Source organism: Streptomyces sp. Z423-1 (assembly GCF_013009255.1).
Taxonomy (GTDB): domain Bacteria; phylum Actinomycetota; class Actinomycetes; order Streptomycetales; family Streptomycetaceae; genus Streptomyces; species Streptomyces gossypiisoli.
In genome coordinates, this window is record NZ_CP053109.1 from 2272501 (window position 1) to 2296356 (window position 23856).

21 protein-coding genes (1 of these 21 only partly in view) are annotated in these 23856 nt (G+C 68.5%); 4 read left to right on the forward strand and 17 right to left on the reverse strand.

The genetic code is table 11. From position 1 onward, the window contains the following. From HJD23_RS10265 to thyX, 3 genes are all read right to left on the reverse strand, one after another. Positions 1-647, reverse strand: partial view of a ribonuclease J gene (locus tag HJD23_RS10265; protein WP_171110061.1) — the 5' portion only. It extends 1039 nt beyond the left edge of the window; only the first 647 of its 1686 coding nucleotides appear in the window; its start codon is at positions 645-647; the stop codon falls past the left edge of the window. 153 nt (positions 648-800) lie between these two features. Continuing rightward, positions 801-1700 carry a 4-hydroxy-tetrahydrodipicolinate synthase gene (dapA, locus tag HJD23_RS10270; protein WP_171110062.1) on the reverse strand — a complete coding sequence of 300 codons (900 nt, stop codon included), beginning with the start codon at positions 1698-1700 and terminating at the stop codon, positions 801-803. Positions 1701-1922: 222 nt separating this feature from the next. Then, positions 1923-2681, reverse strand: coding sequence for an FAD-dependent thymidylate synthase (thyX, locus tag HJD23_RS10275; RefSeq protein WP_171110063.1), 759 nt, complete (start codon positions 2679-2681; stop codon positions 1923-1925). A 261-nt stretch (positions 2682-2942) separates the two neighbouring features. Between thyX and HJD23_RS10280 the strand changes: the two genes are divergently transcribed. Continuing rightward, entirely contained in the window at positions 2943-3182 is a 240-nt protein-coding gene (locus HJD23_RS10280) for a hypothetical protein (protein ID WP_171110064.1), read from the forward strand. 101 nt (positions 3183-3283) lie between these two features. Beyond that, positions 3284-3838, forward strand: coding sequence for a hypothetical protein (locus tag HJD23_RS10285; protein WP_171111674.1), 555 nt, complete (start codon positions 3284-3286; stop codon positions 3836-3838). Between the two features lie 36 nt (positions 3839-3874). On the opposite strand, the gene HJD23_RS10290 is transcribed toward HJD23_RS10285, so the two are convergent. From HJD23_RS10290 to rpsO, 5 genes are all read right to left on the reverse strand, one after another. Next, positions 3875-4327 (reverse strand): hypothetical protein, encoded by a 453-nt coding sequence (locus tag HJD23_RS10290; protein WP_171110065.1) that lies wholly within the window; start codon positions 4325-4327, stop codon positions 3875-3877. Positions 4328-4338: 11 nt separating this feature from the next. Beyond that, the gene (dapB, locus tag HJD23_RS10295) at positions 4339-5091 is read right to left on the reverse strand and encodes a 4-hydroxy-tetrahydrodipicolinate reductase (protein ID WP_171110066.1); all 753 of its coding nucleotides are present in this window, start codon (positions 5089-5091) and stop codon (positions 4339-4341) included. A gap of 46 nt (positions 5092-5137) precedes the next feature. Then, a complete protein-coding gene (locus tag HJD23_RS10300; RefSeq protein ID WP_171110067.1) occupies positions 5138-6517 on the reverse strand; it encodes a pitrilysin family protein in 1380 nt (459 codons plus the stop codon). Beyond that, the gene (locus HJD23_RS10305) at positions 6514-8733 is read right to left on the reverse strand and encodes a polyribonucleotide nucleotidyltransferase (protein WP_171110068.1); all 2220 of its coding nucleotides are present in this window, start codon (positions 8731-8733) and stop codon (positions 6514-6516) included. The genes HJD23_RS10300 and HJD23_RS10305 overlap by 4 nt, the downstream gene beginning before the upstream one ends. 387 nt (positions 8734-9120) lie before the next feature. Continuing rightward, positions 9121-9408 (reverse strand): 30S ribosomal protein S15, encoded by a 288-nt coding sequence (gene rpsO, locus HJD23_RS10310; RefSeq protein ID WP_059415298.1) that lies wholly within the window; start codon positions 9406-9408, stop codon positions 9121-9123. A 416-nt stretch (positions 9409-9824) separates the two neighbouring features. Between rpsO and HJD23_RS10315 the strand changes: the two genes are divergently transcribed. After that, positions 9825-10121, forward strand: coding sequence for a DUF397 domain-containing protein (locus HJD23_RS10315; RefSeq protein ID WP_171110069.1), 297 nt, complete (start codon positions 9825-9827; stop codon positions 10119-10121). Between the two features lie 42 nt (positions 10122-10163). On the opposite strand, the gene HJD23_RS10320 is transcribed toward HJD23_RS10315, so the two are convergent. After that, positions 10164-11702 (reverse strand): PQQ-binding-like beta-propeller repeat protein, encoded by a 1539-nt coding sequence (locus HJD23_RS10320; RefSeq protein WP_240980681.1) that lies wholly within the window; start codon positions 11700-11702, stop codon positions 10164-10166. A 58-nt stretch (positions 11703-11760) separates the two neighbouring features. Beyond that, a complete protein-coding gene (gene eccD, locus HJD23_RS10325) occupies positions 11761-13269 on the reverse strand; it encodes a type VII secretion integral membrane protein EccD (RefSeq protein WP_171111678.1) in 1509 nt (502 codons plus the stop codon). 330 nt (positions 13270-13599) lie between these two features. On the opposite strand from eccD, the gene eccCa reads away from it, so the two are divergent. Continuing rightward, on the forward strand, positions 13600-17577 hold the full coding sequence (eccCa, locus tag HJD23_RS10330; protein ID WP_171110070.1) for a type VII secretion protein EccCa: 3978 nt from the start codon (positions 13600-13602) through the stop codon (positions 17575-17577). 172 nt (positions 17578-17749) lie between these two features. Here the strand turns inward: eccCa and HJD23_RS10335 are convergent, their stop codons facing one another. The 7 genes from HJD23_RS10335 to HJD23_RS10360 form a co-directional block, all read right to left on the reverse strand. Next, positions 17750-18649, reverse strand: coding sequence for an ISL3 family transposase (locus HJD23_RS10335; RefSeq protein WP_206352693.1), 900 nt, complete (start codon positions 18647-18649; stop codon positions 17750-17752). Next, positions 18621-19061 carry a helix-turn-helix domain-containing protein gene (locus tag HJD23_RS43030; RefSeq protein WP_206352694.1) on the reverse strand — a complete coding sequence of 147 codons (441 nt, stop codon included), beginning with the start codon at positions 19059-19061 and terminating at the stop codon, positions 18621-18623. The genes HJD23_RS10335 and HJD23_RS43030 overlap by 29 nt, the downstream gene beginning before the upstream one ends. A 272-nt stretch (positions 19062-19333) precedes the next feature. Next, positions 19334-19633, reverse strand: a complete 300-nt coding sequence (locus HJD23_RS10340) for a WXG100 family type VII secretion target (RefSeq protein ID WP_171114381.1) — start codon at positions 19631-19633, stop codon at positions 19334-19336. A gap of 91 nt (positions 19634-19724) precedes the next feature. Further along, complete coding sequence (locus HJD23_RS10345) at positions 19725-20075, reverse strand: WXG100 family type VII secretion target (protein WP_171114380.1); 351 nt, start codon at positions 20073-20075, stop codon at positions 19725-19727. A gap of 135 nt (positions 20076-20210) precedes the next feature. Beyond that, positions 20211-21458: a S8 family serine peptidase gene (locus HJD23_RS10350; protein ID WP_332112384.1), complete on the reverse strand. Its 1248-nt coding sequence runs from the start codon at positions 21456-21458 to the stop codon at positions 20211-20213. 69 nt (positions 21459-21527) lie between these two features. After that, positions 21528-23303, reverse strand: coding sequence for a WXG100 family type VII secretion target (locus tag HJD23_RS10355; protein ID WP_171114378.1), 1776 nt, complete (start codon positions 23301-23303; stop codon positions 21528-21530). Positions 23304-23305: 2 nt separating this feature from the next. Then, positions 23306-23752, reverse strand: a complete 447-nt coding sequence (locus tag HJD23_RS10360; protein WP_171114377.1) for a hypothetical protein — start codon at positions 23750-23752, stop codon at positions 23306-23308. Positions 23753-23856 lie beyond the last annotated feature (104 nt).

Here is a 23856-nt window from a genome sequence, read left to right on the forward strand (position 1 = left end):
GGGGTGAATCCGGGGACCTCGGCGTTCGTGGAGTCACTGAGGAGGAGGTCGATGCCTTCCTCGCTCAGCCGTGCGAACGCGTGGAGGTCGGTCAGGCGGTTGTCCAGCGGAAGCTGGTCCATCTTGAAGTCGCCGGTGTGCACGACCAGGCCGGCGGGCGTGCGGATGGCGACCGCGAGCGCGTCCGGAATCGAGTGGTTGACCGCGACGAACTCGCAGTCGAAGGGGCCGATGCGTTCGCGGTGGCCCTCGGCGACCTCGAGCGTGTACGGGCGGATGCGGTGTTCCTGGAGCTTGGCCTCGATCAGGGCGAGGGTCAGCTTGGAGCCGATCAGCGGGATGTCCGGCTTCTCGCGGAGCAGGAAGGGGACGCCGCCGATGTGGTCCTCGTGACCGTGAGTGAGGACGATGCCCTCGATGTCGTCGAGGCGGTCCCGGACGGATGAGAAGTCCGGCAGGATCAGGTCGATTCCGGGCTGCTCCTCCTCAGGGAAGAGCACTCCGCAGTCGACGATCAGCAGACGGCCGCCGTACTCGAAGACCGTCATGTTCCGGCCGATTTCACCGAGGCCGCCGAGCGGGGTGACCCGCAGGCCGCCTTCGGGGAGCGGCGGGGGCGCGCCGAGTTCAGGATGCGGATGACTCAAAAGACTCTCCTCACCACACGCGCCACGTACCGGTCGGGCACGTGGCGCGCGTGACGTTCGTGCAGAAGCAGTTGTCGTTGTGGGGTGCAGGCACCGGTGTCCTGCGTATTCAGTTGTGAAGTCCATGCGCGCCCGGTCGGGCGAAGTCTGATGTCAGAGCTGTACCCCGCCGGCGGCAAGATCGATCTTGAGCTGCTCGATCTCCTGGGGCGTGAGTTCGACCATGGGCGGCCGCAGCGGGCCGCCGGGCAGGCCCTGGAGGGCGAGAGCGGCCTTGGTGGTCATGACGCCCTGGGTGCGGAACATGCCGGTGTAGACCGGGAGCAGCTTCTGGTGGATCTCGGTCGCCTTCTGGACATCACCGCTGGTGTACGCCTCGACCAGCTCGCGCAGCTCGGGGGTGACCACGTGGCCGACGACGGAGACGAAGCCGACGGCGCCGACGGAGAGCAGCGGCAGGTTGAGCATGTCGTCGCCGGAGTACCAGGCGAGGCCGGAGCGGGCGATGGCCCAGCTGGCGCGGCCGAGGTCGCCCTTGGCGTCCTTGTTGGCGACGATCCGCGGGTGCTCGGCGAGGCGGACCAGTGTCTCCGTGTTGATCGGGACGCCGCTGCGGCCGGGGATGTCGTACAGCATGACCGGCAGCTCGGTGGCGTCGGCGACGGCCGTGAAGTGCCGGTAGAGGCCCTCCTGCGGGGGCTTGTTGTAGTACGGGGTCACGACGAGCAGGCCGTGTGCGCCGGTACGCTCCGCGGCGCGGGCCAGCTCGATGCTGTGGTGGGTGTCGTTCGTACCGACACCGGCGACGATGTGGGCACGGTCGCCCACGGCCTCCAGGACCGCTCGTACGAGGTCCGCTTTCTCCGCGTCGCTGGTGGTGGGGGACTCGCCGGTGGTGCCGTTGATGATCAGGCCGTCGTTGCCTGCGTCCACCAGGTGCGTGGCGAGCCGCTGCGCGCCGTCGAGGTCAAGTGCGCCGTCCGCCGTGAAGGGCGTGACCATGGCGGTGAGGACCCGCCCGAAGGGGGTCTGCGGAGTGGAGGTCGGAGCCATGGGTTACACGCTACTCGTTGCTCAAGGCGTGGTCTGCCCTCGGGGTGCGGGATAAGTCAGGACAAAGATGGAGCCCGGCACTGCCTGCTCGGGGGTTCAAGCAGTGCCGGGTCCGTTTGATCAGGCTAGATGAACTTCTCCAAATGCCGCAATACGGATACTTCGCCCGGCTGATGCGTACATCTGCGCCCACCGGAAAACCACCGGGCAAGCACACGTGCGTTACGGCGCCACCCGGCCGTTGGCGTTGAAGGCGGCGTACGTGAGCGGCATGAGCCCGGCCCACTTCGCCTCCATCTTCTCGCCGACCATCTCGATCTCGCGCTGCGGGAAGGACGGGACCTTGGCGAGCTCGTGCTGGGTGCGCAGGCCGAGGAAGTGCATCAGCGAGCGGGCGTTGCAGGTGGCGTACATCGACGAGTACAGGCCCACGGGGAGGACGGAGCGGGCGACCTCGCGGGCGACACCGGCGGCGAGCATCTCCTGGTAGGCCTCGTAGGACTGGCGGTACGAGTCCTCCATGACGCGGCCGACCAGCTCCTGCTGGGCCTGCGTGCCCTCGACGAAGCGGTACTTGCCGGGGCGGCCCTCCTGGACCAGCTTGCGGGACTCGTCGGGGACGTAGAAGACCGGCTGGAGCTCGCGGTAGCGGCCGGACTCCTCGTTGTACGACCAGCCCACGCGGTGCCGCATGAACTCGCGGAAGACGAAGATCGGGGCGCTGATGAAGAAGGTCATCGAGTTGTGCTCGAAGGGGCTGCCGTGCCGGTCCCGCATCAGGTAGTTGATGAGGCCCTTGGAGCGCTCCGGGTCCTTGTTCAGCTCGTCCAGGGACTGCTCGCCGAGGGTCGAGACGCGGGCGGCGAAGAGCACGTCGGCGTCCGAGGCGGTGTGCTTGACCAGCTCGACGGTGACATCGCTGCGGAAGCTCGGCTTGAGATCCGGGGCGTCCTTGGGTGCGTCGGCGGGGGTGTCGGTCACGGCTTGGAGGGTTCCTTCCATCCACTTCTCTCGGGCGGCGCCCACTCTACGGCCCGGCCCGGCTATGACATCGGGGCGTTCGGTGCCGGGGCGCGACATCTTCGGCGAACCTCGGTGAAAGTTCTGCCAATCCGGCTCAACCGGGCACCATTCGCGGCACTCGCTCGTCTGTGTTGGTGACAGCGATTCGTTCGAGTCCGGAGATTCGAGTCCAGAGATTCGAGTCCGGAGATTCGAGTCGAGAGAGGAGCAGGACCCCCGATGTTCCGTCGGCGCGAACCCGTACCCTTCGCCTTCCTCGCCGAAGCTGAGCGGTTCCGCAGCAATGTCACTCCCCCGCCCCGCGAGCGCGCGAGCGTCGGACAGATAGCCGGGCGCTGGCTCATGGGGCTCACCATCGTGGCCGCGCTCGTGAGCTCCCTGGTGGTCGGGATGCCGGCGCTGGAGCTGGACCACTCGTCCACGCCGACGCAGCAGTCCCAGGCGTCCGACGGACGCTGAGCGGGGCCTGACTCGGACGGACCCCCGAGGGTGGTGAGCGGGGACACGGGTCGATAGCCTCACCGGGCACAGCCCATGCATGCATGAGTGAGGACCCAGCCGTGCCCCTGCCCTTCCTTACGGACGACCGCGCCTTCGACACCGCGGACGATGTCGCGCTGCCGTTCGACGACCGCGACCGCTGGCGGCGCCCCTACCGCCCCGGTCCCTGGCGGGTGGGCGTGGCCGCGATCTGGCTGCTGCTCGCCTCCTACGTGCTGTTCGCAGCGATGATCATCGCGCTGACCGACACGCTGACCGCCGCCGGGGTGGTGTTCGGCATCGCGCTGGCGATCATCGCCATCGCCCTGCGGCTGCTGCGCATGGGCGTGTGGGTGAGCGCGCACGGGCTGCGTCAGGTGCGCTTCCTGCACACCCGGACGCTGCCGTGGGAGCGGGTCAGTGCGGTGCGGACGGTGCAGCAGCCGGTGCGCTGGCTGGGGCTGCCGCGCACGGTGCAGGGGCAGGCCCTGATCCTCGTACGCAAGGACAGTCCCGCGGACGACCTGCCCACTCTGCTGACCACGCACAACTCCGACTTCCTGGCCCGGCCGACGGCGTTCGACCGGGCGGCGGACGCGGTGGAGGCGTGGGCCGACGAGTACCGGCGGGGCTGAGTCACCGCACACCGGGGCCGGGCTCCCCGGTCGGGGTCAGGCCTCGACGGGCTTGCCGTCGTGGAGGGCGATCGCGCGTTGCATCGCCTTGCGGGCGCGGGGGGTGTCGCGGGCGTCGTGGTACGCGATGGCCAGGCGGAACCAGGTGCGCCAGTCGTCCGGCGCCGCCTCCGTCTCGGCCTTGCGCCGGGTGAAGACCTCGTCGGCCGAGTCACGGTCGATACGGCCGCTGGGCAGGCGCTTGAGTTCGTCGACGGGCAGGCCGCCCTCGGCGTCGAGTTCGGCGGCGAGGGCGTTGGCCCGGCGGACGAACTGGGTGTTCTTCCACAGGAACCACAGGCCGATCAGCGGCAGGATCAGCACCGCGACACCGAAGGTCACGGCGAGGAGCGAGCCGGTCTTGATGAGCAGCACGCCACGGCTGCCGACCAGGAAGAAGTAGAAGACCAGAACGGCGGCCGTGACGAGGTAGGAGAGCTTGGCGCGCATGAGGGTCCGGCTCAGCCCAGGTCCAGGAAGTGTTCCAGGCCGAAGGTGAGGCCCGGAGTGCTCACCACACGGCGGGCGCCCAGCAGGATGCCCGGCATGAAGCTGCTGTGGTGCAGCGAGTCGTGCCGGATGGTGAGGGTCTCGCCCTCGCCGCCGAGCAGGACCTCCTGGTGTGCGAGCAGGCCGCGCAGGCGCACCGCGTGGACCGGGACGCCGTCGACGTCCGCGCCGCGCGCGCCGTCCAGGGCGGTGACCGTGGCGTCCGGCGCCGGGGCCGTACCCGCCTCGCGGCGGGCCTGCGCGATGAGCTGGGCGGTGCGGGTGGCGGTGCCGCTCGGGGCGTCGACCTTGTTGGGGTGGTGCAGCTCGACCACCTCGACGGACTCGAAGTACGGCGCGGCGATCTGCGCGAACTTCATGGTGAGGACGGCCCCGATGGAGAAGTTGGGCGCGATCAGCACGCCCGTCTCCGGGGACTGCTCCAGCCAGCCGCGCAGCTGCGCGAGGCGCTCGTCGGTCCAGCCCGTCGTACCGACGACGGCGTGGATTCCGTGCCGTACGCAGAAGTCGAGGTTGCCCATCACCGAGGCCGGCGTGGTGAGTTCGACGGCGACCTGGGCGCGGGTCTCGGCCAGCGTCTCCAGCTTGTCGCCCCGGCAGAGGGCGGCGACCAGCTCCATGTCCTCGGCGGCCTCGACGGCTCGTACCGCCTCCGCACCGATCCGGCCCTTGGCACCGAGGACCGCCACGCGCAGCTTGCTCATGTTGTTGCTTCCTTACCGGATACGGGTGTCTTACCGGATACGGGTGTCAGGCGACGGCGTCGTGCAGACGCGACGCCTGCTTGTCCTTCAGCGGGCCGATGACCGACAGCGAGGGCCGCTGGCCCAGGATGTCGCGCGCGACCGCGCGGACGTCGTCCGGGGTCACGGCCCCTATCCGGGCCAGCATGTCGTCGACGGACATCTGTTCGCCCCAGCACAGCTCGCTCTTGCCGATACGGTTCATCAGCGCGCCGGTGTCCTCCAGGCCGAGGACCGTGGAGCCGCGGAGCTGGCCGATGGCGCGGTCGATCTCGTCGTCGGACAGGCCGTGCTCGGCGACGTGGTCGAGTTCGTCCCGGCAGATCTTCAGCACGTCGTGCACCTGCGACGGCCGGCAGCCCGCGTACACGCCGAACAGGCCGCAGTCGGCGAAGCCGGAGGTGTACGAGTAGACGCTGTAGGCGAGGCCGCGCTTCTCCCGTACCTCCTGGAAGAGCCGTGACGACATGCCGCCGCCGAGGGCGGTGTTCAGCACGCCGAGGGCCCAGCGGCGGTCGTCCGTGCGGGCCAGGCCCGGCATGCCGAGCACGACATGGGCCTGCTCGGTCTTGCGGCCGATCAGCTCGACCCGGCCGGCGGTGCGCAAGGCGCGGCGGCCGTCGCGCGGGGTAATGGGCTGGGCGGCGGGGTCCTTGAGGGCGCCGGCCTGCTCGAAGGCGGCGCGGACCAGTCGTACGACCTTGTTGTGATCGATGTTGCCGGCGCAGGCGACCACGAGGTGGGTCGGGTCGTAGTGCTTCTTGTAGAAGCGGCGGATGCGGTCGGCGGTGAGGGCGTTGACCGTGTCGACCGTGCCGAGGACCGGGCGGCCGAGCGGGTTGTCGCCGAACATCGTGTGCGCGAACAGGTCGTGCACGCAGTCGCTCGGGTCGTCCTCGGTCATCGCGATCTCTTCGAGGATGGCGCCGCGCTCGACGTTGACGTCCTCTTCGAGGATGAGAGAGCCGGCCAGCATGTCGCAGACGACGTCGATCGCGAGCGGCAGGTCGGTGTCGAGCACGCGTGCGTAGTAGCACGTGTACTCCTTCGCCGTGAACGCGTTCATCTCGCCGCCGACGGCGTCGAGGGCGGAGGAGATGTCCAGGGCACTGCGCCGCTGCGTGCCCTTGAAGAGCAGATGTTCCAGGTAGTGCGTGGCGCCGTTCAGGGACGGCGTCTCGTCGCGGGAGCCGACGTGCGCCCAGATGCCGAAGGTGGCGGAGCGCACGGAGGGCAAGGTCTCGGTGACGATGCGGAGACCGCCGGGGAGGGTGGTCTTGCGCACCGTGCCGATGCCGTTGAGACCCTTGATGAGGGTTTGGGTACGGGCGACGGCCCGCGCCTCCGAAGAGGGGCGGGCCGTCACCTTGGAGCTACGGGACGTCACTGGTCGGCGTCGTCCTTGTCGGCCTCGGAACCTTCCTCGCCCTCGATCACGGGGATCAGGGAGAGCTTGCCGCGGGAGTCGATCTCAGCGATCTCGACCTGGACCTTGTGGCCCACGCCGAGCACGTCCTCGACGTTCTCCACGCGCTTGCCGCCGGCCAGCTTGCGGATCTGCGAGATGTGCAGCAGGCCGTCCTTGCCGGGCAGCAGGGAGACGAACGCGCCGAAGGTGGTGGTCTTCACGACCGTACCCAGGTAACGCTCGCCGACCTCCGGCATGGTCGGGTTGGCGATGGAGTTGATCGCCGTACGAGCGGCCTCGGCGGACGGGCCGTCGGCGGCGCCGATGTAGATCGTGCCGTCGTCCTCGATGGTGATCTCGGCGCCCGAGTCCTCCTGGATCTGGTTGATCATCTTGCCCTTGGGGCCGATGACCTCGCCGATCTTGTCGACCGGGATCTTCACGGTGATGATCCGCGGCGCGTTCGGGGACATCTCGTCGGGCCGGTCGATGGCCTCCATCATCACGTCGAGGATGTGGAGACGCGCGTCCCGGGCCTGCTTCAGGGCGGCGGCGAGCACGGAGGCCGGGATGCCGTCCAGCTTGGTGTCGAGCTGGAGGGCGGTCACGAACTCCTTGGTGCCGGCGACCTTGAAGTCCATGTCACCGAAGGCGTCCTCCGCACCGAGGATGTCGGTGAGGGTGACGTAGTGCGTCTCGCCGTCGATCTCCTGGGAGATCAGACCCATGGCGATACCGGCGACCGGGGCCTTCAGCGGCACACCGGCGTTCAGCAGCGACATGGTGGAGGCGCAGACCGAACCCATGGACGTCGAACCGTTGGAGCCGAGGGCCTCGGACACCTGACGGATCGCGTACGGGAACTCCTCGCGCGTCGGCAGCACCGGCATGAGCGCACGCTCGGCGAGGGCGCCGTGGCCGATCTCGCGGCGCTTGGGGGAGCCGACGCGGCCGGTCTCGCCGGTGGAGTACGGCGGGAAGTTGTAGTTGTGCATGTAGCGCTTGCGGGTCACCGGGGAGAGGGTGTCCAGCTGCTGCTCCATGCGGAGCATGTTCAGGGTGGTGACGCCCAGGATCTGGGTCTCGCCACGCTCGAACAGCGCGGAGCCGTGCACCCGCGGGATGGCCTCGACCTCGGCGGCCAGCGTACGGATGTCCGTCACGCCACGACCGTCGATGCGCTTCTTCTCCTTGATGACGCGCTCACGGACCAGGGTCTTGGTCAGCGAGCGGTACGCGGCGGAGATCTCCTTCTCGCGGCCCTCGAACTCCGGCAGGAGCTTCTCGGCGGCGAGGGTCTTCACACGATCCAGCTCGGACTCGCGCTCCTGCTTCCCCGCGATGGTGAGCGCCTGGGCCAGCTCCGGCTTGACGGCGGCGGTGAGCGCTTCCAGGACGTCGTCCTGGTAGTCCAGGAAGATCGGGAACTCGCCGACCGGCTTGGCGGCCTTGGCGGCGAGGTCCGACTGGGCCTTGCAGAGCACCTTGATGAAGGGCTTCGCGGCGTCCAGACCGGCGGCGACGACCTCTTCCGTGGGGGCCTCGGCACCGCCGTCGACCAGCTTGATGGTCTTCTCGGTGGCCTCGGCCTCGACCATCATGATCGCGACATCGCCGTCCTCCAGGACTCGGCCCGCGACAACCATGTCGAAGACGGCGTCCTCGAGCTCGGTGTGCGTCGGGAACGCGACCCACTGGCCGCGGATCAGCGCGACGCGGACGCCGCCGATCGGGCCGGAGAAGGGCAGACCGGCCAGCTGCGTGGACGCGGACGCGGCGTTGATCGCCACGACGTCGTACAGGTGGTCGGGGTTGAGCGCCATGACGGTGCAGACGACCTGGATCTCGTTGCGCAGGCCCTTCTTGAAGGACGGGCGCAGCGGGCGGTCGATGAGGCGGCAGGTGAGGATGGCGTCCTCGGACGGCCGGCCCTCACGGCGGAAGAAGCTGCCGGGGATCTTGCCGGCGGCGTACATCCGCTCCTCGACGTCGACCGTCAGCGGGAAGAAGTCGAGCTGGTCCTTCGGGTTCTTGGAGGCGGTGGTGGCCGACAGCACCATGGTGTCGTCGTCCAGGTACGCCACGGCGGAACCGGCGGCCTGCTTGGCCAGGCGGCCCGTCTCGAAGCGGATGGTACGGGTGCCGAAGGCGCCGTTGTCGATAACGGCCTCGGCGTAGTGGGTCTCGTTCTCCACTAGCGTTTTCTCCTCGTCTTCGTCCCTCCTCGCCCGTGGTGGCGGGGGGACGGTGGCGGAGAAGCGCTCCGTCTGGTGCGGGCCGGTCTTCGATCGAAGCACCCGGGGCTCGCTTCCCCCGGGGGCCACTACCGAGGACCGGCGGCGGCGAGGCGCGCTCCTCCTCGTTCGTCTTGCGATGCCGCCTACCCCGGTGGGTACGCGGAATCACGGTGTCTCGTGTGTGTCGTGCGTGTCGTGCGTAGTGCCTGTCGTGTACGCGTGTCGTGCGTACGCATGTCGTGCGTATTGCGTTGTGCTACCACACTACAAAGGGGCAGTGACACTCCGCACGTACAGCAAAGGGAGCGGCCCCCTCGAAGTGGGAACCGCTCCCTTCACGGCGTCTTACTTGGCGCCCGCCGCACCGCGGCGGATGCCGAGGCGGTCGACCAGCGTACGGAAGCGCTGGATGTCCTTCTTGGCGAGGTACTGCAGCAGGCGACGGCGCTGACCGACCAGGATCAGCAGACCGCGGCGGGAGTGGTGGTCGTGCTTGTGGGTCTTGAGGTGCTCGGTCAGGTCGGAGATCCGACGGGACAGCAGAGCGACCTGGACCTCGGGGGAGCCGGTGTCACCCTCCTTGGTACCGAACTCGGACATGATCTGCTTCTTCGTAGCGGCGTCGAGCGACACGCGTACTCCTCATGGTCTGTGACTGGCCACCGAGTGCCCCCGGTCTTCTTCTCGGGGGATCTTCCATGACTCGGAAGGCGGGGATCCGCTGGGCGCGGCCTCCAGAGCGGGCTCCGGGGGTGCGTACACATACGGCCGTCACTCAGGGTACCAGGGCGGCCGGGTGCCCTGGTCCGCGCGGACCGGCCTCCCCCGGCCGACGCTCCCCGTACGCGGCCGAGCCCTCGCTCCGGGCGACGGCGATCACACCGTCCGTCAATGTCACGTTGACGCTGCTCGGCGGCCGACGTGCCCAGGACGAGGTGGGGTGTACGTGAGTGCGACAGTGCGACTCAGGCAAACCTCTGACCTGGGGAACGTCGGCAAGTAGGGTAACGGAACAGCTCGTTCGCACAGACGGAAGGACCGGAGCCGTTATGGCCGATGCGCAGGACCAGGAACTCAAAGCACGCAAGGAGCGAGAGCGGGACGAGCTGTACGCGCTCGACATCTCGGGCGTCGAGTGGCACAGCGCGCCGGGTACCGAGGAGCACGAGGAACGGGTCGAGATCGCCTACCTGCCCGGCGGCGCCGTCGCCATGCGGTCGTCACTCGACCCCGACACCGTGCTGCGGTACACGGAGGCGGAGTGGCGGGCGTTTGTGCTGGGGGCTCGGGACGGGGAGTTCGATCTGGAGCCCACCGAGCACAACGGCGGACTTGCCGCGCAGTAGCCGTGTGCGGCGGCCGATGTGTCGGCCGCCGCCGGGCCGTGGTCACGGAGTCTTCCGTGCGTTGGACTCGATGCCGAGCACCAGGTAGACCCACTCCGGCTGGTCGGGCCCGGGGCCGATGGCCGACTTGGCGCCGAAGAAGAGGCGGCCGTCCTGGACGAGGACGTCGTTGAAGTCGATCAAGGTGAAAGTCTCGGCCTCGGCCGGCAGGTCGAAGTAGAAGAACGGCGTCTCCTTGCCCGTCTCCGGGTCGAGGCTGACGAGCGCGGTGGGCGTGATGTTGTCCTGGCTCTCGCGCAGGGCGAGGAGCTTGTCGCCGCTCATCCGCACCGGGATCAGCAGGGCGTTGGGACCGGACTCGAACTTCGTCGTGGTGTTCCCGGTCGCCAGGTCGAAGCCGATGACCCAGTTGGAGGTGTGCACCCCGATGTCGTCCTCGATGCGGAGGAAGACCTGGTTGTCGCCGACGGCGACCGTAGGGCAGTAGTCGATGACGAGATAGGACCCGTACGAGCACTCCCCCACGTACGTGCCTTGCTGGAGGCGGATCGTTACGCGATTCTTGCCGTCATCGTCGAAGGGGAGTAGTTCGGTGATGCCGGTGTCGCCCGCGGAGACGGCGAGGACAACCGGATCCGAGGATGGGACGCTCACGTCGCGGACGCCCTTTGCGGCCGAGTATGACCAGAGCGTGCGGCCCGTGGCCCGATCGACCCTGCGTACCTTGTACGAGATGGCTTCCCAGGAGCCGGGGGGCAAACTCTTGTCGTTGCTCCAGCACTGCTCGCGCACGAGCAGCGCCCCTCCGCCGGCGGCACCAGCGTCCTGGCAGGCGCCGGTGGCCTTCGTGCTCCAGCGGATCTCGCCGCGATCCATGCCGTACGCAATAGTGCCGCCGCCCCAGGTGACGGCGACCGTGTCGTGGACCAGGGTCACGCTGGGGGTGTCCTGGACGGCACCGTTCGAGGGGGCACCGGGGCGGGTGCCGGTCGCGGAGGCGGGGAAGTCGTGGGACCAGTTTTTGCGGCCGTCGTCGAGGTCGAAGAAGGCGACACGGTCGCAGTAGGCCCTCTCCTCCTCACTGTCATTCGCGCGGTACAGGACGGCCGTACGGTTCTCGCCGGTGACATGGCGGGTGTAGCCGCAGATGGGGCCGTCGAGGGGCAGCTTCCACTTCTCGTCGCCGGGTTTGGCGTCGGTGCCGATGGCCAGGCCGACGAGGGTCTTGTTGATGCCCTTGGCGAGGATCTTGTCCGTGGCCCACATGCCCGGCATTTCATACTGCTCGCCCGCGCTCATGTCGACCACGGAGAAACGGAACGCCATCTTCCCAACGGTGCTCGCGGGTCGCTTCTCGACGGTCTCGCGGACGTCGAGGCGGCTCTCTGCCGCGTTGGCCTGCGTCTTGGTCCTTGAGCCACCGCTCTCGCCGCCCCAGAGGAGCCAGCCGCCGGTGCCTAGTGCCGCCACCAGCAGGAGGGCGAGCGGCCACACCAACATCTTGCGGCGGCGCTTGATACGGGCCGCCTCCGCGGACGTTGCGGACTGCGTGTATATCGAAGGTGGTGGGCCGAAGCTCACGTCCCGAATTCCTTTCCGTGCCGTGCGGTCAGCTCGTCGCCTGCTTGCTGCACGGCGTTCAGCTCGCCATCGCGCGGGCGGCCGCGTACACGTCGAAGACGGCGAGAGCCAACGGCACCAGGGTCAGCAGGACGAAGCTCTCGGCGATCTCCATGAAGCGTCCCCAGAAGGGGCTGACGCCGCGTCGCGGAGTGATCAGGCCGATCGCTGTGACGAGGGTGGTGGCTCCGGCGATCGCCGCCGCGAGCCAGACGCTGCGGATGTCGAGGCCGGTGGTGTCGCCCTGGAGGGCGTCGCGCAGGAACTCCGTGGGCGGGTTCATGGCGAGCCCGAGGCCGAGGAAGACGAGGGCGGCGAGCCCGGCGGAGAGCGTGGCGCCGACCTGCGCGGTGTAGCGGAACAGGTGGGCGCGCATCAGCATGGCGATGCCCGTGGCCAGGGCGAGGAGCTGCGCCCAGACGTTGCCGGAGAAGCTGAGGACGATCGACGCGCCGACTGTGACGAGCGCGCAGCCGCCGACGAGGCCGACGAGGAGTTCGTGGCCGCGGCGGACTTGGGCGGCGATGCGCCGGGGGTCGACGGGCTCCTGCTGGGCGGCGGGTTCCTCGGTGGTGTAGCCGCGACCGGGATTGGGCGGTTCGAAGCCGATGGGCAGCCGTGCGAACCGCATGGACAGGCCGGGCAGGAAGGCGAGGGCGCAGACAGCGAGCGGGGCGCAGACAGCGGCCGTCTCGATGGGCTTCAGATGCGTGAGCATCGCAAGGAAGGTGGTCAGCAACCCGATCGTCGAGGCGAACACGAACGCCACGAAAGGGCCGTCCCCGCTGGGCGACACCAGTGTGAGCACCACGGAGGCGACGAGGACCGCCGCGCACGCGAGCAGGAACTGCAGCCGTCCGACACCCTGCCCCTCCGACAGCGGGAGCAGTCCGGAGCCGGCCACGGCGATGTTCGGCAGGGCCCCCAGGCCGAGGGCGACGGCCGAGCCGCGGTCGTCGTAGACCCGCGCGCGGACGCACGCGACGGCGACCAGGAGGACTCCGGCGACGGCGGCGAGGATGCCCTGGAGGCTGTGCATGTCGTGGCGGAGCTGCGAGCTCCAGACCACGAATGCGAGCAGTGCGGACAGGATCCCGCCGGCGATCAGGCCGGCGGCGCGGGTGAGGGTGCCGTTCCACAGGGTGCGGTCCTGGGTGACGGCGGAGGCGACCGCCTCCGAGACGTCGTCGTGGACAGCGGGCGGCAGCGACTCGGCGAACGGACGCAGCGTCAGCAGCTCGCCGTCCAGGATGCGTTGGGCGGCGAAGGAACGGGATCCGTCGAGGACGGTGCCATCCCTGCGTACGAGGTGGTAGCCGACCGGGGCGCCCTCGGCAGGGCTTTGCCGGGAGAGCCGCAGGATCTCCGGGTAGAGGTCGGCGACTGACACATCGTCGGGCAACGCCACGTCGATGCGGCTGTCGGGCGCCACGATGGTGACCCGGCAGAACCCGAACCCGGTGCCCGCCCCGGAAGGAGCTCCGGTGCCTGCTCCGCCGGTCGCGCCGGTCGGCGCGGAGGCCGTCATGCTCACCTGCTGTTCCCCCTCGTCGGTGTACGGCGATCACGGCGTCGAACGCAAGAGCGCCTGTAACGATCCTGTGTAGGTTGTGCCTTGCCGCCCGCGCCGTCGGCCGCATGCGCCGCGTTGCCCGGGTGCAGGCGAGGAGCACTCACAACGAACAGTGCGGATTGTCTGGTTTCCTTGGGCCCGATTCGCAACTGCTCACACGTCTCACGGGCACCCTACCGCCCACCATTGTCAGTGGTTCTCAGTAGGATCGCGCTTCGCGATCGACGTTCGCCGGACACGGGGCGGCGGATGGAACGGTCGAGCCGGTAAGGGAATTGGTGCGAAGTGAGCCACATCGTCGTCAAGCGCCCACCGAGGGCACTGCCGCGGGAAGTGCCCACGAACGAGGTCGTGCTGCAGCCGCCGCCGGAGCTCCCGCGCGGGCAGCAGGAAGGCGCTCTGATGCAGCTCCTGCCCATGCTCGGCATGGGCGGGTCCGTGGTGTTCTTCTTCAACCCCCAGGCCCAGCCCTTCATGAAGATCATGGGCATGGTGATGGTGGCCTCCACCATCGCCATGGGCGTCGCGATGCTGATTCGCTACCGGCGAGGCAACCAGGGGCAGATCGCCGACATCCGCCGCGACTACCTGCGGTATCTGTCGCAGACCCGACGGGAGGCACAGGACACCGCCAAGGCGCAGCGCGACGCCCAGTACTACCTGCACCCTTCACCGGAGCAACTGTGGGCGCTGGTCGCCGAGGGCAGCCGCGTGTGGGAGCGCCGGGCCGGCGACGAGGACTTCGGGCAAGTGCGCGTCGGTCTCGGCCCGCAGGCTCTGGCCACTCCCCTGGTCCCACCGCAGACCGCGCCGGTGGACCAGTTGGAGCCGCTGACGGCGGGCGCCATGGAGCGTTTCGTGGCCACGCACAGCACCCTCGAGGACCTGCCGATGGCGGTCTCGCTGCGGGCCTTCTACCACGTGTCGATCAGCGGTGAGCCGGTCACCGTGCGCGGCGCCGCCCGCGCGGTGACCGCCGCCCTCGGCTCACTGCACTCCCCCGAGGACCTCGTCATCGCCGTCGCCACCGACAGGGAGTCCGCGCCCGAGTGGGAGTGGGCCAAGTGGCTGCCGCACGTGCAGGCCAAGGGCGAGGCGGACGGCGCGGGCAGCCTGCGCCTGATCACCACCAATCCGGTCGAGCTGGAGGACCTGTTGGCCGCCCGGCTCCAGGGCCGTCCGCGCTTCCATCCGAGCGCGCCGCCGGTGCCCGAGCAGCCGCATCTTGTGGTCGTCCTCGACGGTGTCTCGCTGCCGCCCACCTCGCTGCTCGCCAGCCCGGAGGGGCTACAGGGCGTGACGGTCCTGGAGGTGGTGCCGGGCGAACTCACCACCGGGCGCGGTGACCTCTCCATCGTCGTGCACCCGCGCGAGCTGCGCCTGGAGTCGGCACACGGCATGGTCTACGAGGGCACGCCTGACGTCCTGTCGTACGAGGCTGCGGAGGCGCTGGCCCGGCAGCTGGCGCCGCTGCGGATCGCCTCGGGCGGGGACGACGACGAACCGCTGCTCGCGAACCTGGAGTTCACGGACCTGCTGAACCTCGGCGATGCGGCCACCGTGGACCCGCGGCGCACCTGGCGGCCGCGCTCGCAGTCCGAGCGGCTGCGCGTGCCGATCGGCGTCGGCGAGGACGGCCGACCGGTGATGCTCGACCTCAAGGAGGCCGCGCAGGAGGGCATGGGCCCGCACGGTCTGTGCGTCGGCGCGACCGGTTCCGGCAAGTCGGAGCTGCTGCGCACCCTGGTCCTCGGCCTCGCGGTCACCCACTCCTCCGAGACGCTGAACTTCGTCCTCGCCGACTTCAAGGGCGGTGCGACCTTCGCGGGCATGGCTCAACTGCCGCACGTGGCCGCAGTCATCACCAACCTTGCCGACGACCTGACCCTCGTCGACCGCATGGGTGACTCGATTCGAGGTGAGCTGAACCGCCGTCAAGAGATACTGCGGAACGCGGGCAACTACGCCAACATCCACGCGTATGAGAAGGCCCGCGCGGCCGGTGCCGCGCTGCAGCCGATCCCCTCGCTGGTCCTCGTCATCGACGAGTTCAGCGAACTGCTCACCGCGAAGCCGGACTTCATCGAGATGTTCGTGCAGATCGGCCGTATCGGCCGGTCACTCGGCGTGCATCTGCTGCTGGCCTCGCAGCGCCTGGAGGAAGGCCGTCTGCGTGGTCTGGAGACGTATCTGTCGTACCGGATCGGTCTGCGCACGTTCTCGGCGGCCGAGTCGCGTGCCGCGATCGGCGTGCCGGACGCCTACGAACTGCCGAACGTGCCCGGTTCCGGCTTCCTGAAGTTCGGCACGGACGAAATGGTCCGCTTCAAGGCCGCGTACGTCTCCGGGGTGTACCGCTCCAGCGCCCAGCAGGCCGCGTCGTACGGCGGTCCGCTCCCGGTGGACCGCAGGCCTGTGCTGTTCACGGCGTCGCAGGTGCCGGTCCAGTACGTGGCGGTGCTGCCCCAGCAGCGGCAGGAGGACGAGCCGGACCAGACGGACGACGCGCTCGCCGACACCGTGCTGGACGTCATCGTGCGGCGGCTGGAGGCGCAGGGCCCGGCGGCCCACCAGGTGTGGCTGCCTCCGCTGGACAGCCCGCCGTCGCTGGACTTCCTGCTGCCCGGCCTGGCCGCCGTGCCCGGCCGAGGGCTCACTCAGCCCGGCTACGAGGGCGCGGGCCGGCTGGTCATCCCCGTCGGCATCGTCGACAAACCGTACGAGCAGCGCCGCGACCCGCTGTGGACCGACTTCGGCGGCGCGGCCGGCCATATGCAGATCCTCGGCGGCCCGCAGTCCGGCAAGTCGACCCTGCTGCGCTCGATCATCGCCTCCTTCGCGCTCACCCACACCCCGCAGGAAGTGCAGTTCTACGGTCTCGACTTCGGTGGTGGCGGCCTGGCGTCCGTGGCGGGCCTGCCGCACGTGGGCGGGATCGCCTCGCGCCTCGACCCGGAGAAGGTCCGGCGTACGGTCGCCGAGGTGTACGGCATCATGACCCGCCGCGAGGAGTACTTCCGCGCCGCCGGTATCTCCTCCATCGCCGAGTTCCGCGCCCGCCGGGCCCGCGGCGACATCTCGACGACCGACCAGCCGTGGGGCGACGTCTTTCTGGTCATCGACGGCTGGGGCAACTTCCGCTCCGACTACGACGGACTGGAGCCGGCCGTCCTGGACATCGCCGCGCGCGGCCTCGGCTACGGCATGCACCTGATCCTCACCGCGTCGCGTTCGATGGAGGTCCGCTCCAATCTCAAGGACCACCTGATGAACCGCCTGGAACTGCGGCTCGGCGACACCATGGACTCCGAGTTCGACCGGAAGATCGCGGCCAACGTGCCGAGCGGCGTGCCGGGCCGGGGCCAGACCCCGCAGAAACAGCACTTCATGGCGGCGGTCCCGCGCATCGACGGCTTGTCCTCGGACACGGACCTGGCCGAGGCGACGCAGGCGCTGGCGGCGGAGGTTTCCCGGCACTGGCAGCAGCCCGGCGCGCCCGAAGTGCGGCTGCTGCCCCGCGAGTTCCCCGCCCAGCAGCTCCCGCCGGGCAACCGCTTCCCCAACCGGGGCATCGCCTTCGCGCTCGACGAGGACAACCTGGAGCCGGTGTTCGTCGATTTCGAGCAGGACCCGTTCTTCCTCGTCTTCGGTGAGAGCGAGTCCGGCAAGTCCAACCTGCTGAGGCTGCTCATCCAGCGGTTGACCGAGCGGTACGACGGCAACGAGGCGAAGCTCTTCGTGGTCGACAACCGCCGCTCCCTGCTCGGCGTGACCCCTGACTCGCATCTGGCGGAGTACATCCCCATGTCCAACCAGATGCAGCACCACATGGACGCGCTGGCCAACCTGATGCAGCGCCGCACGCCGACCGCCGACGTCACTCCAGAGCAGTTGCGCAACCGCAGTTGGTGGCAGGGCCCGACTGTGTACATCGTCATCGACGACTACGACCTGGTGTCCACGTCCAGCGGCAACCCGCTGTCCGGCCTCACGGAACTACTCCCGTTCGCCCGGGACGTCGGAGTCCGCTTCATCATCGCCCGCTCCACCGCGGGCGCGGGCCGCGCGGGCTACGAGCCGTTCATGCAGCGCATGAGGGAACTCGGCGCCCAGGGCGTGGTCCTTGCCGGCGACCCGAACGAGGGCGACCTGCTGGGCGGCGTACGACCGCGTTCGATGCCCGCGGGGCGGGGCGTGTTCGTGTCGCGGAAGCGGGGGAAGCCGTTGGTTCAGGTGGGGTTGGTGCCGGACGCCCATCGGTGACGGCGACCGTACGAGCATTGGGGCCGCGCCCGCTTCGGCAGGCGCGGCCCTACTGCCGTCCGGGTGCCTGGACGGGGCTCAGAACACGGTGCGCACAGGAAACGTACCCTCGCGCTCCATTGCCGGAAGACTGCTGCCGCGGATGCTCGTCACCGTTCGCGGGTCTTCGAATTTAGGCGGGGTGGAGGTATCCGCGGGCTCGTCGGGTGGTGACGCAGCGTGTGCGTAGGCGTTGGTTGGCGGTGTTGCGGAAGCCGTGGGCGGCCCGGGCGACGAGCTTGATCACGCGGTTGATGCCTTCACTCTTGGCGTTGCTGTGGCCGGTGGTGATGAATGCGGCGATCTCGGTCCACCAGCGGTCCACCGTGGTGGCGAGTTGGCGGACTTCGGGGATCTCGGAGTCGGCGCACCAGGTAAGGAACTTCCACCGCAGGTGGCCGATGCGGTGGTGGTCGGCGCCGGTGCGGGCGCAGGCGAGCAGGTCCCGCAGCCGTTCTTTGGCGATCCAGGCGGTCAGCAGTGTCATCCCGATGGTCCCGGCGTCGATCAGTGCGTTCCACATGGTGCTGAACTGGGCATCGGTGAGGTCCTCGCGGTTGCGCAGGAGCCGGCGCCGGGCCTTCCACTCTGGGTCGCAGGCCCGTCCGCGCCGTCCGCGCAGGGCGGCGGTGGTCCGGCGCCGGACGATGTTGAGCATCTTGTTGGCGAGCTGGACCACGTGGAAGTGGTCGACCACGACGGTGGCGTGCGGCAGGCCGGTGCGGATCGCGGCCCGGTAGCCGGGGGACATGTCGATCGCGACGTAGCGGATCTGCCGGCGCCACTCCAACGGGGTGGTGGCCAGCCAGGCCAGCACGTCCGAGGGTGCGCGGCCCTCCACCTGCCCGAGCAGGCCCTGGACGCCGAAAGCGTCAACGAAGCCGGTGTGCCAGCGGTCTGCGGCCGGTTCCCACCTGCTGGTTTCCGGGTTCTGGCGCCATTGCGTGCGGCCGCGGCGGGTCTCGTCGATCCCGAGGACTCGACCGGTTCGAGGGCCGCAGCTGTCACCGCCTGCCGGCGGTGCGGAAGGCATCCATCACCGTGGGCCAGGACAGGCCCAGGTCCCGGGCCGCCTGGACGACCGTGGAACCGGCGTCACGCACCCGCCGCCCGGCCGCGCGGCGCAGCCGCTCGGTGATCCTTGCCCCGGCCGGGACCTGGCTCACCTGCTCGGTGAAGGTCCGGCGCGGGCAGCCCGGCTCGGTGCAGTACCAGCGGCGTTTGCGCCACACCAGCTCCAGTTTCCGCTTGCCGTAGGGCAGATCGCGTGGGCGGGTCTGCACGAAACCCTTGACGCGTACGGCGAATACCCCGCAGGTGGGGCAGGCCCGCGCGGCCTCGTCCGCGGTGGTCAGGTGCACCCGCCGGGTGCCGTCCGCGAGCCGCTCGACCTTCTCAACGGCCAGGCCGTCCAGGTCGAGCAGCAACGTCGTATTGTTGTCCAAGCCCGTGTGTCCAGGTGATCAAGCTGCGTAGAGAACAGTCATGATCACCCACGACCGCGGGCTTCCTGCATTCAGGGCCAACTCGCCTGACTATCACGTCCCGTGACGACGCGGCAGGCCACCCGCCGTCACACCCCGCTCAACTTCGAAGACCCCCGTTCGCTGACAGGCAGGTCCTCGTCGCCGACTCCCACGCCCCACACAACAGCAGGGTGGGCGCCTCCCGCGCGCGCCCACCCCGGACTGCTGAACTGCGCTGAGAACCGACCGTCCTACAGGAAGTAGCTGGCGGCCTTCTTGTCGCCTTCCATGTACGTACCACCGGCCTGCCCGACGACCTGGCCGATGCCCGTCAGGGCCTGGTGGATGTCGTTGGCTTCCGTGTCCCAACGGGCCAGCTTCTGGCGGTACTCCTCCTGGGACACGCCCGTCCAGTACTGCTGGCTGCTCTCGACCATTTTCCGGAGCTCCTGAAGGTCTTGCTCCAGCTGCTTCGCCTCGTTGCCGATGTTGGTGGCCGCGAAGTCCAGTGCGTCATAAGAGACGGAAAGCCCATCGTTGTTACGGCTCATGCCTGCCTACCTCGTCTCGATCGTGTGCCGGGTGATGTGCTGACAAATGTCGTGCTCGATACCTTGAACCAAGGGGCTTGGTTCAGGGCGCTCACATCGAGTTGAAAGCAGACGGCGGAACCGTGGGAGCACCGTCCTGGATGCTGATTCGGCTGACCGCCGCGCGCACCTCGTCCTCTTTGGAATCCTTGATGTTGCGTGCCGTGGTCATGGCTTCCATGACCTCACCGAGAATGTTGCCGATCTTGATCAGCGACTGGTTGATCTCAGCCTGCTTCAGGTCGAACTGGGCACGACCGATGCCCTGCCACTGGCCGCCTTCGAGGCTGTCGATGACGCCCTGAAGCTTGTGGACCCGCTTTCGGATGTTCTCGTACTTCTCGTACATCTGCTTCTGCAGCCTGACTACTGCTGCATCTTCGAGCTTCTGGTCCATAGACATGACCAGCCATCCTTTCCACTGTCTGTTGTCCGGTCGATTGGTCCGCGTCATCTCATTCGACGAGGCGAACGCGTTGTTGAGGCCGAACCGAGGCCCCATGGCGAGGTGTTCACTCGCCTGGGGCGGCTGGTCCCCTCACCTCACACGCCGCGCCCGCAGCACGGCCGCACCGGCAACGCCGATCACGAGCACTGCGGCTGCGGCGCCCAGGCTGATCCACAGGGTGTTGTCGTCGGCGGCGGCCGCTTCCGCGTTTGATCCTGCTGCCGACGTGCCGCCGGTTGAAGACTCTTCCGGGGCCTGTGACGGGGCTGATGCAGAAGTGGACGGCGCGGAGGATGAGTTGCCCGCGTTGTCTGTGTTGTTCGCGTCCCTTTCACCGGCCTTGGCCAGCACATCGCCGCCGTTCACCTCGGCCAGCGGGTCGACGTCCGGTGCGCCTGCGTCGTAATCGGGGTTCTCGAGGACAAGGCGAGGGCGGATGAGCCCGTAGCCCGCGTATTTGCTCGGCTTTTCCTTGGGCCAGGAGCGGCTGGCGGTGTCGATCAGGGCGCGGGTGACCTGATTGACGGTCCAGTCGGGGTGAGCGGACCAGATGAGGGCGGCGGCGGCGGAGACGAGGGCGGTTGCCTGGCTCGTTCCCTTGCCTTCACAGTAGGAGCGGAAGTTCTCGTCGCACCATGCGGGAATCCCCTCGCCAGGCGCCGCAAGGTCCGCAAAGCCTTGAGACGACTTCTCCGAGAACTTCGACACCGTGTTAGAAGAGTCGACCGCCGCGACACCGATCACGTACGGGTAGCGAGCTGGCGCGTCGGGAATGCCGTCGTTTCCTACGGCTGCCACGAGCAGCTTGCCCTTGGAGGCAGCGTATTTGATGGCGGCTCTGTCCTCTTCGGAAGTCATGCCTCCGAGGGACATGCTGATGATTTTTGCGTCACTGTCCGCCGCCGCCCTCAGAGCTTCCCAGGTAAGAGGCGTCTTCTCCCTCTCCGCTCCACTCTCGAGATCAGCAAGTTGCACTCGGTAGGGGACGATTTTCGCCCCTGGGGCCAAGCCTTGGAGGCCGCCGCCTTCGCCCGTGCCGGCGATCAGCTCGGCCATGCTTGTGCCATGGCCGGAGTAGTCGTCGGTGGCGTGATATGCGACCGACTTGGGGACTTCATCGGCCAGAACCTGCCCCTTCAACGAGGGAGTGCTCGCATTCACCCCGCTGTCGATGACGGCGACCTTGACGCCCTCACCCGTGCTGACCTTCCACATCTGCTCGGTCTGCATCGGCCCCAAGTACCACTGCTGCGACTGGATGTCCTCGGCAGCGGCGTTCGGGGCCAGCCCCACACTCACGACAGCCAGGGTCCCGACGATCGCGCCCACAGCACGCACGCACCTACCGCACCATGTCCCAAGAAGTGTCGTCCCTGACTTCATGGCGTTGTTAGTCCTCGCTAGCACTCAATTGACGGCCGGCGGCACATGTCGCCGGGAGTTGTTGGGCAGGTGCGTCTCTTCGTCCTCGACCACATCGCGGGGACGCTGTGTCCCCTGCGGGTCGCCCTCGTCGGGGCTGCCCTTGCCACCAGGCCTGCGGACAAGGCCCGAGCCACCGCGCGTCATGCCGTTCCGCTCCGCCTGGACGGAAGAGTTGCGCCCTGTGGGGCGGCCGATGACAGGCTTGGACCCTCCCGTGGCGCCGCTCCGAGAAGCAGCACCGGCGCCAGCACCCGACCTTGCGCTTGAGGGAGAGGGTGCTCCGAAGACTCCACGCTGTCGGGCACCACCGGTCGGCGGCCGGGGATTGGCCGTCGGACCCGTGCCGATCACCGTGCCACGGGGGATCCTCGGCCCGTCTTTCGCCGTGGCACCCCCAGTGGTCATAGGTCGCCCACCGACCACACCGTTCGCGCGGCCTGCTCCAGTAGTCGGCCCGACGGTCGCCCGCGGTCCTGTAGCACCGCCCGGGCGGGGAGTACCCCCAGATACGCCCGGCTGTCCCATCGGGAATGGCTTTGATCCGGAACCGTTCCCCCTGGCGACCGGTTGACCAGTAGCCGTGGGACGCCCGATCTGATTCGTGGCACCCGGCCCCGTCGTCCGCCCGGTGGCGGGATTGGTCAAGCCGGGATTAGTGCGCCCGTGGCCAAAGGTAGGAGTACGGGGGCCGCTCGTTGCACCCGTAGTCCTGCCGGAAGCCTTGCTCGGGATGGAAGGCCCGAGGCTGTGGAACATGCCGGGCTGACCGCTCACCTGGGGTGGGGTTCCGGTGACCGGCGGCGTGTGCCCGGTGGCGGGTGTGGTCGTGCTCGGCGGCAGAGTGCCAACGCTGTCGATAGTCGTACCCACGGGGTTGTCGGGGTACGTCACCTTTCCTGTGACGGACGACGAGGAAGTGGGTGTGTCGCTCACGTCAGGCACGCCGCTGCGGCCCTGCGACTCAACCCGCGCGTGATAATAGGCGGCAGCTGCCCTTTGGTTCCCACTGCCTGCGCCAACCGACTCGGCACCAGGCATGCTGGCGGGTGGCATGCCGATGTTCGGCATCGGTCGAAACGTCGGAGGATTCTCCTGCAACACCGCAAGCTGCTGACTCGACACCGCGTAATACGACGCCAACCGGTTCATCTGGTTGATCGCCTCTTGGCGGTCCTTCTCCACCTTTACGGCAGCGTCGTAGTCTTCCTTCTTCGCAGCCTTCTCGGCGTCGGTGAAGCCTTCGGGGCGCTTCAGATTCATCGGGTCACGCGCCGGCATGGCTTTGCGTACCGACGCCAGCCCCATCGCGGCAGCGGAGAGCTGGTCGCCCGCCTTCCCAGCGTATTCACTCAGATCCGTCGTGCTCGTGACGAGGGAGGCACCCCACTCGCGGAAGGCATTGCCGGCCTCCCCAACCCAACGAACGTTGTCGATACGGCCACGAAGCTCGTCCGCGGCCGACTTGATGGCGGAGCGTGCCTCCCACAGCGCGCGACCGGACGACTCCAAGTCCTCGGGGTCCGCCTCCTCGACCAGATCGATCATTGCGTTGAGGTCGAGATCCTTCGCTGCGAAGTCCGTGCTGACGAAGACGGCCTTGCCAGGAGCGGTGGACCCGACCGCCGCTCGCAGAGGATCGGTCACCAGCTGAGTGAAGAACGATCTGCCGGGCAAGTGCTCGACGTTCCGGGCAATGTCGGCGAAGGAGTTCTGGTTGGAGACGCGCTCCAGATCTGCCTTGTGCTGTTCGTCGGTCATCGTCAGAGCTCCATCTCGGACTTGCCCTCGCCAGAGTACTGGCCACTCTTCTGGCCTTGGATCCGGTCGATCTCCCATTGGATCGCCCAGAACCGCTGACGCTGTTCGAGTTCAAGCTTGTCGAAGCCGTTGGCCGCACCTTTGACCGCGATACCGATCGCCTCGATCTGCAGATGCAGCGTCTTGGACAAGGTGGTGAGCTGCTCGTGGACGCTGTTGTACTGGGTGTACAGGCTCTGGGCTTCCGGAAAGACGTCAGCCCGTCCGTTACTCAGGGACGACGCCCTGATCGTTTGTGCGCCCACCTTCGCCGGATCGCCGGCCGACTCCTCAAGCGTCCGCAGCACCGCGTCCACGCGCGACACGAACTCGCCAAGCGCCTCACCGCTGGCCTCCAAGTCCGCCGCCCTGGCCGCCGACACGCCCCCCACCATGTCTGCCGGAAGCACGACGCTCCTCCCCGTTTCCCCGTGACATCCACCGGCCTCGATCAGATCGGGACCGGTCACTCGCTCGCCGTACGATCGCAAAGCGAGCTGCGTCAGACAACGCT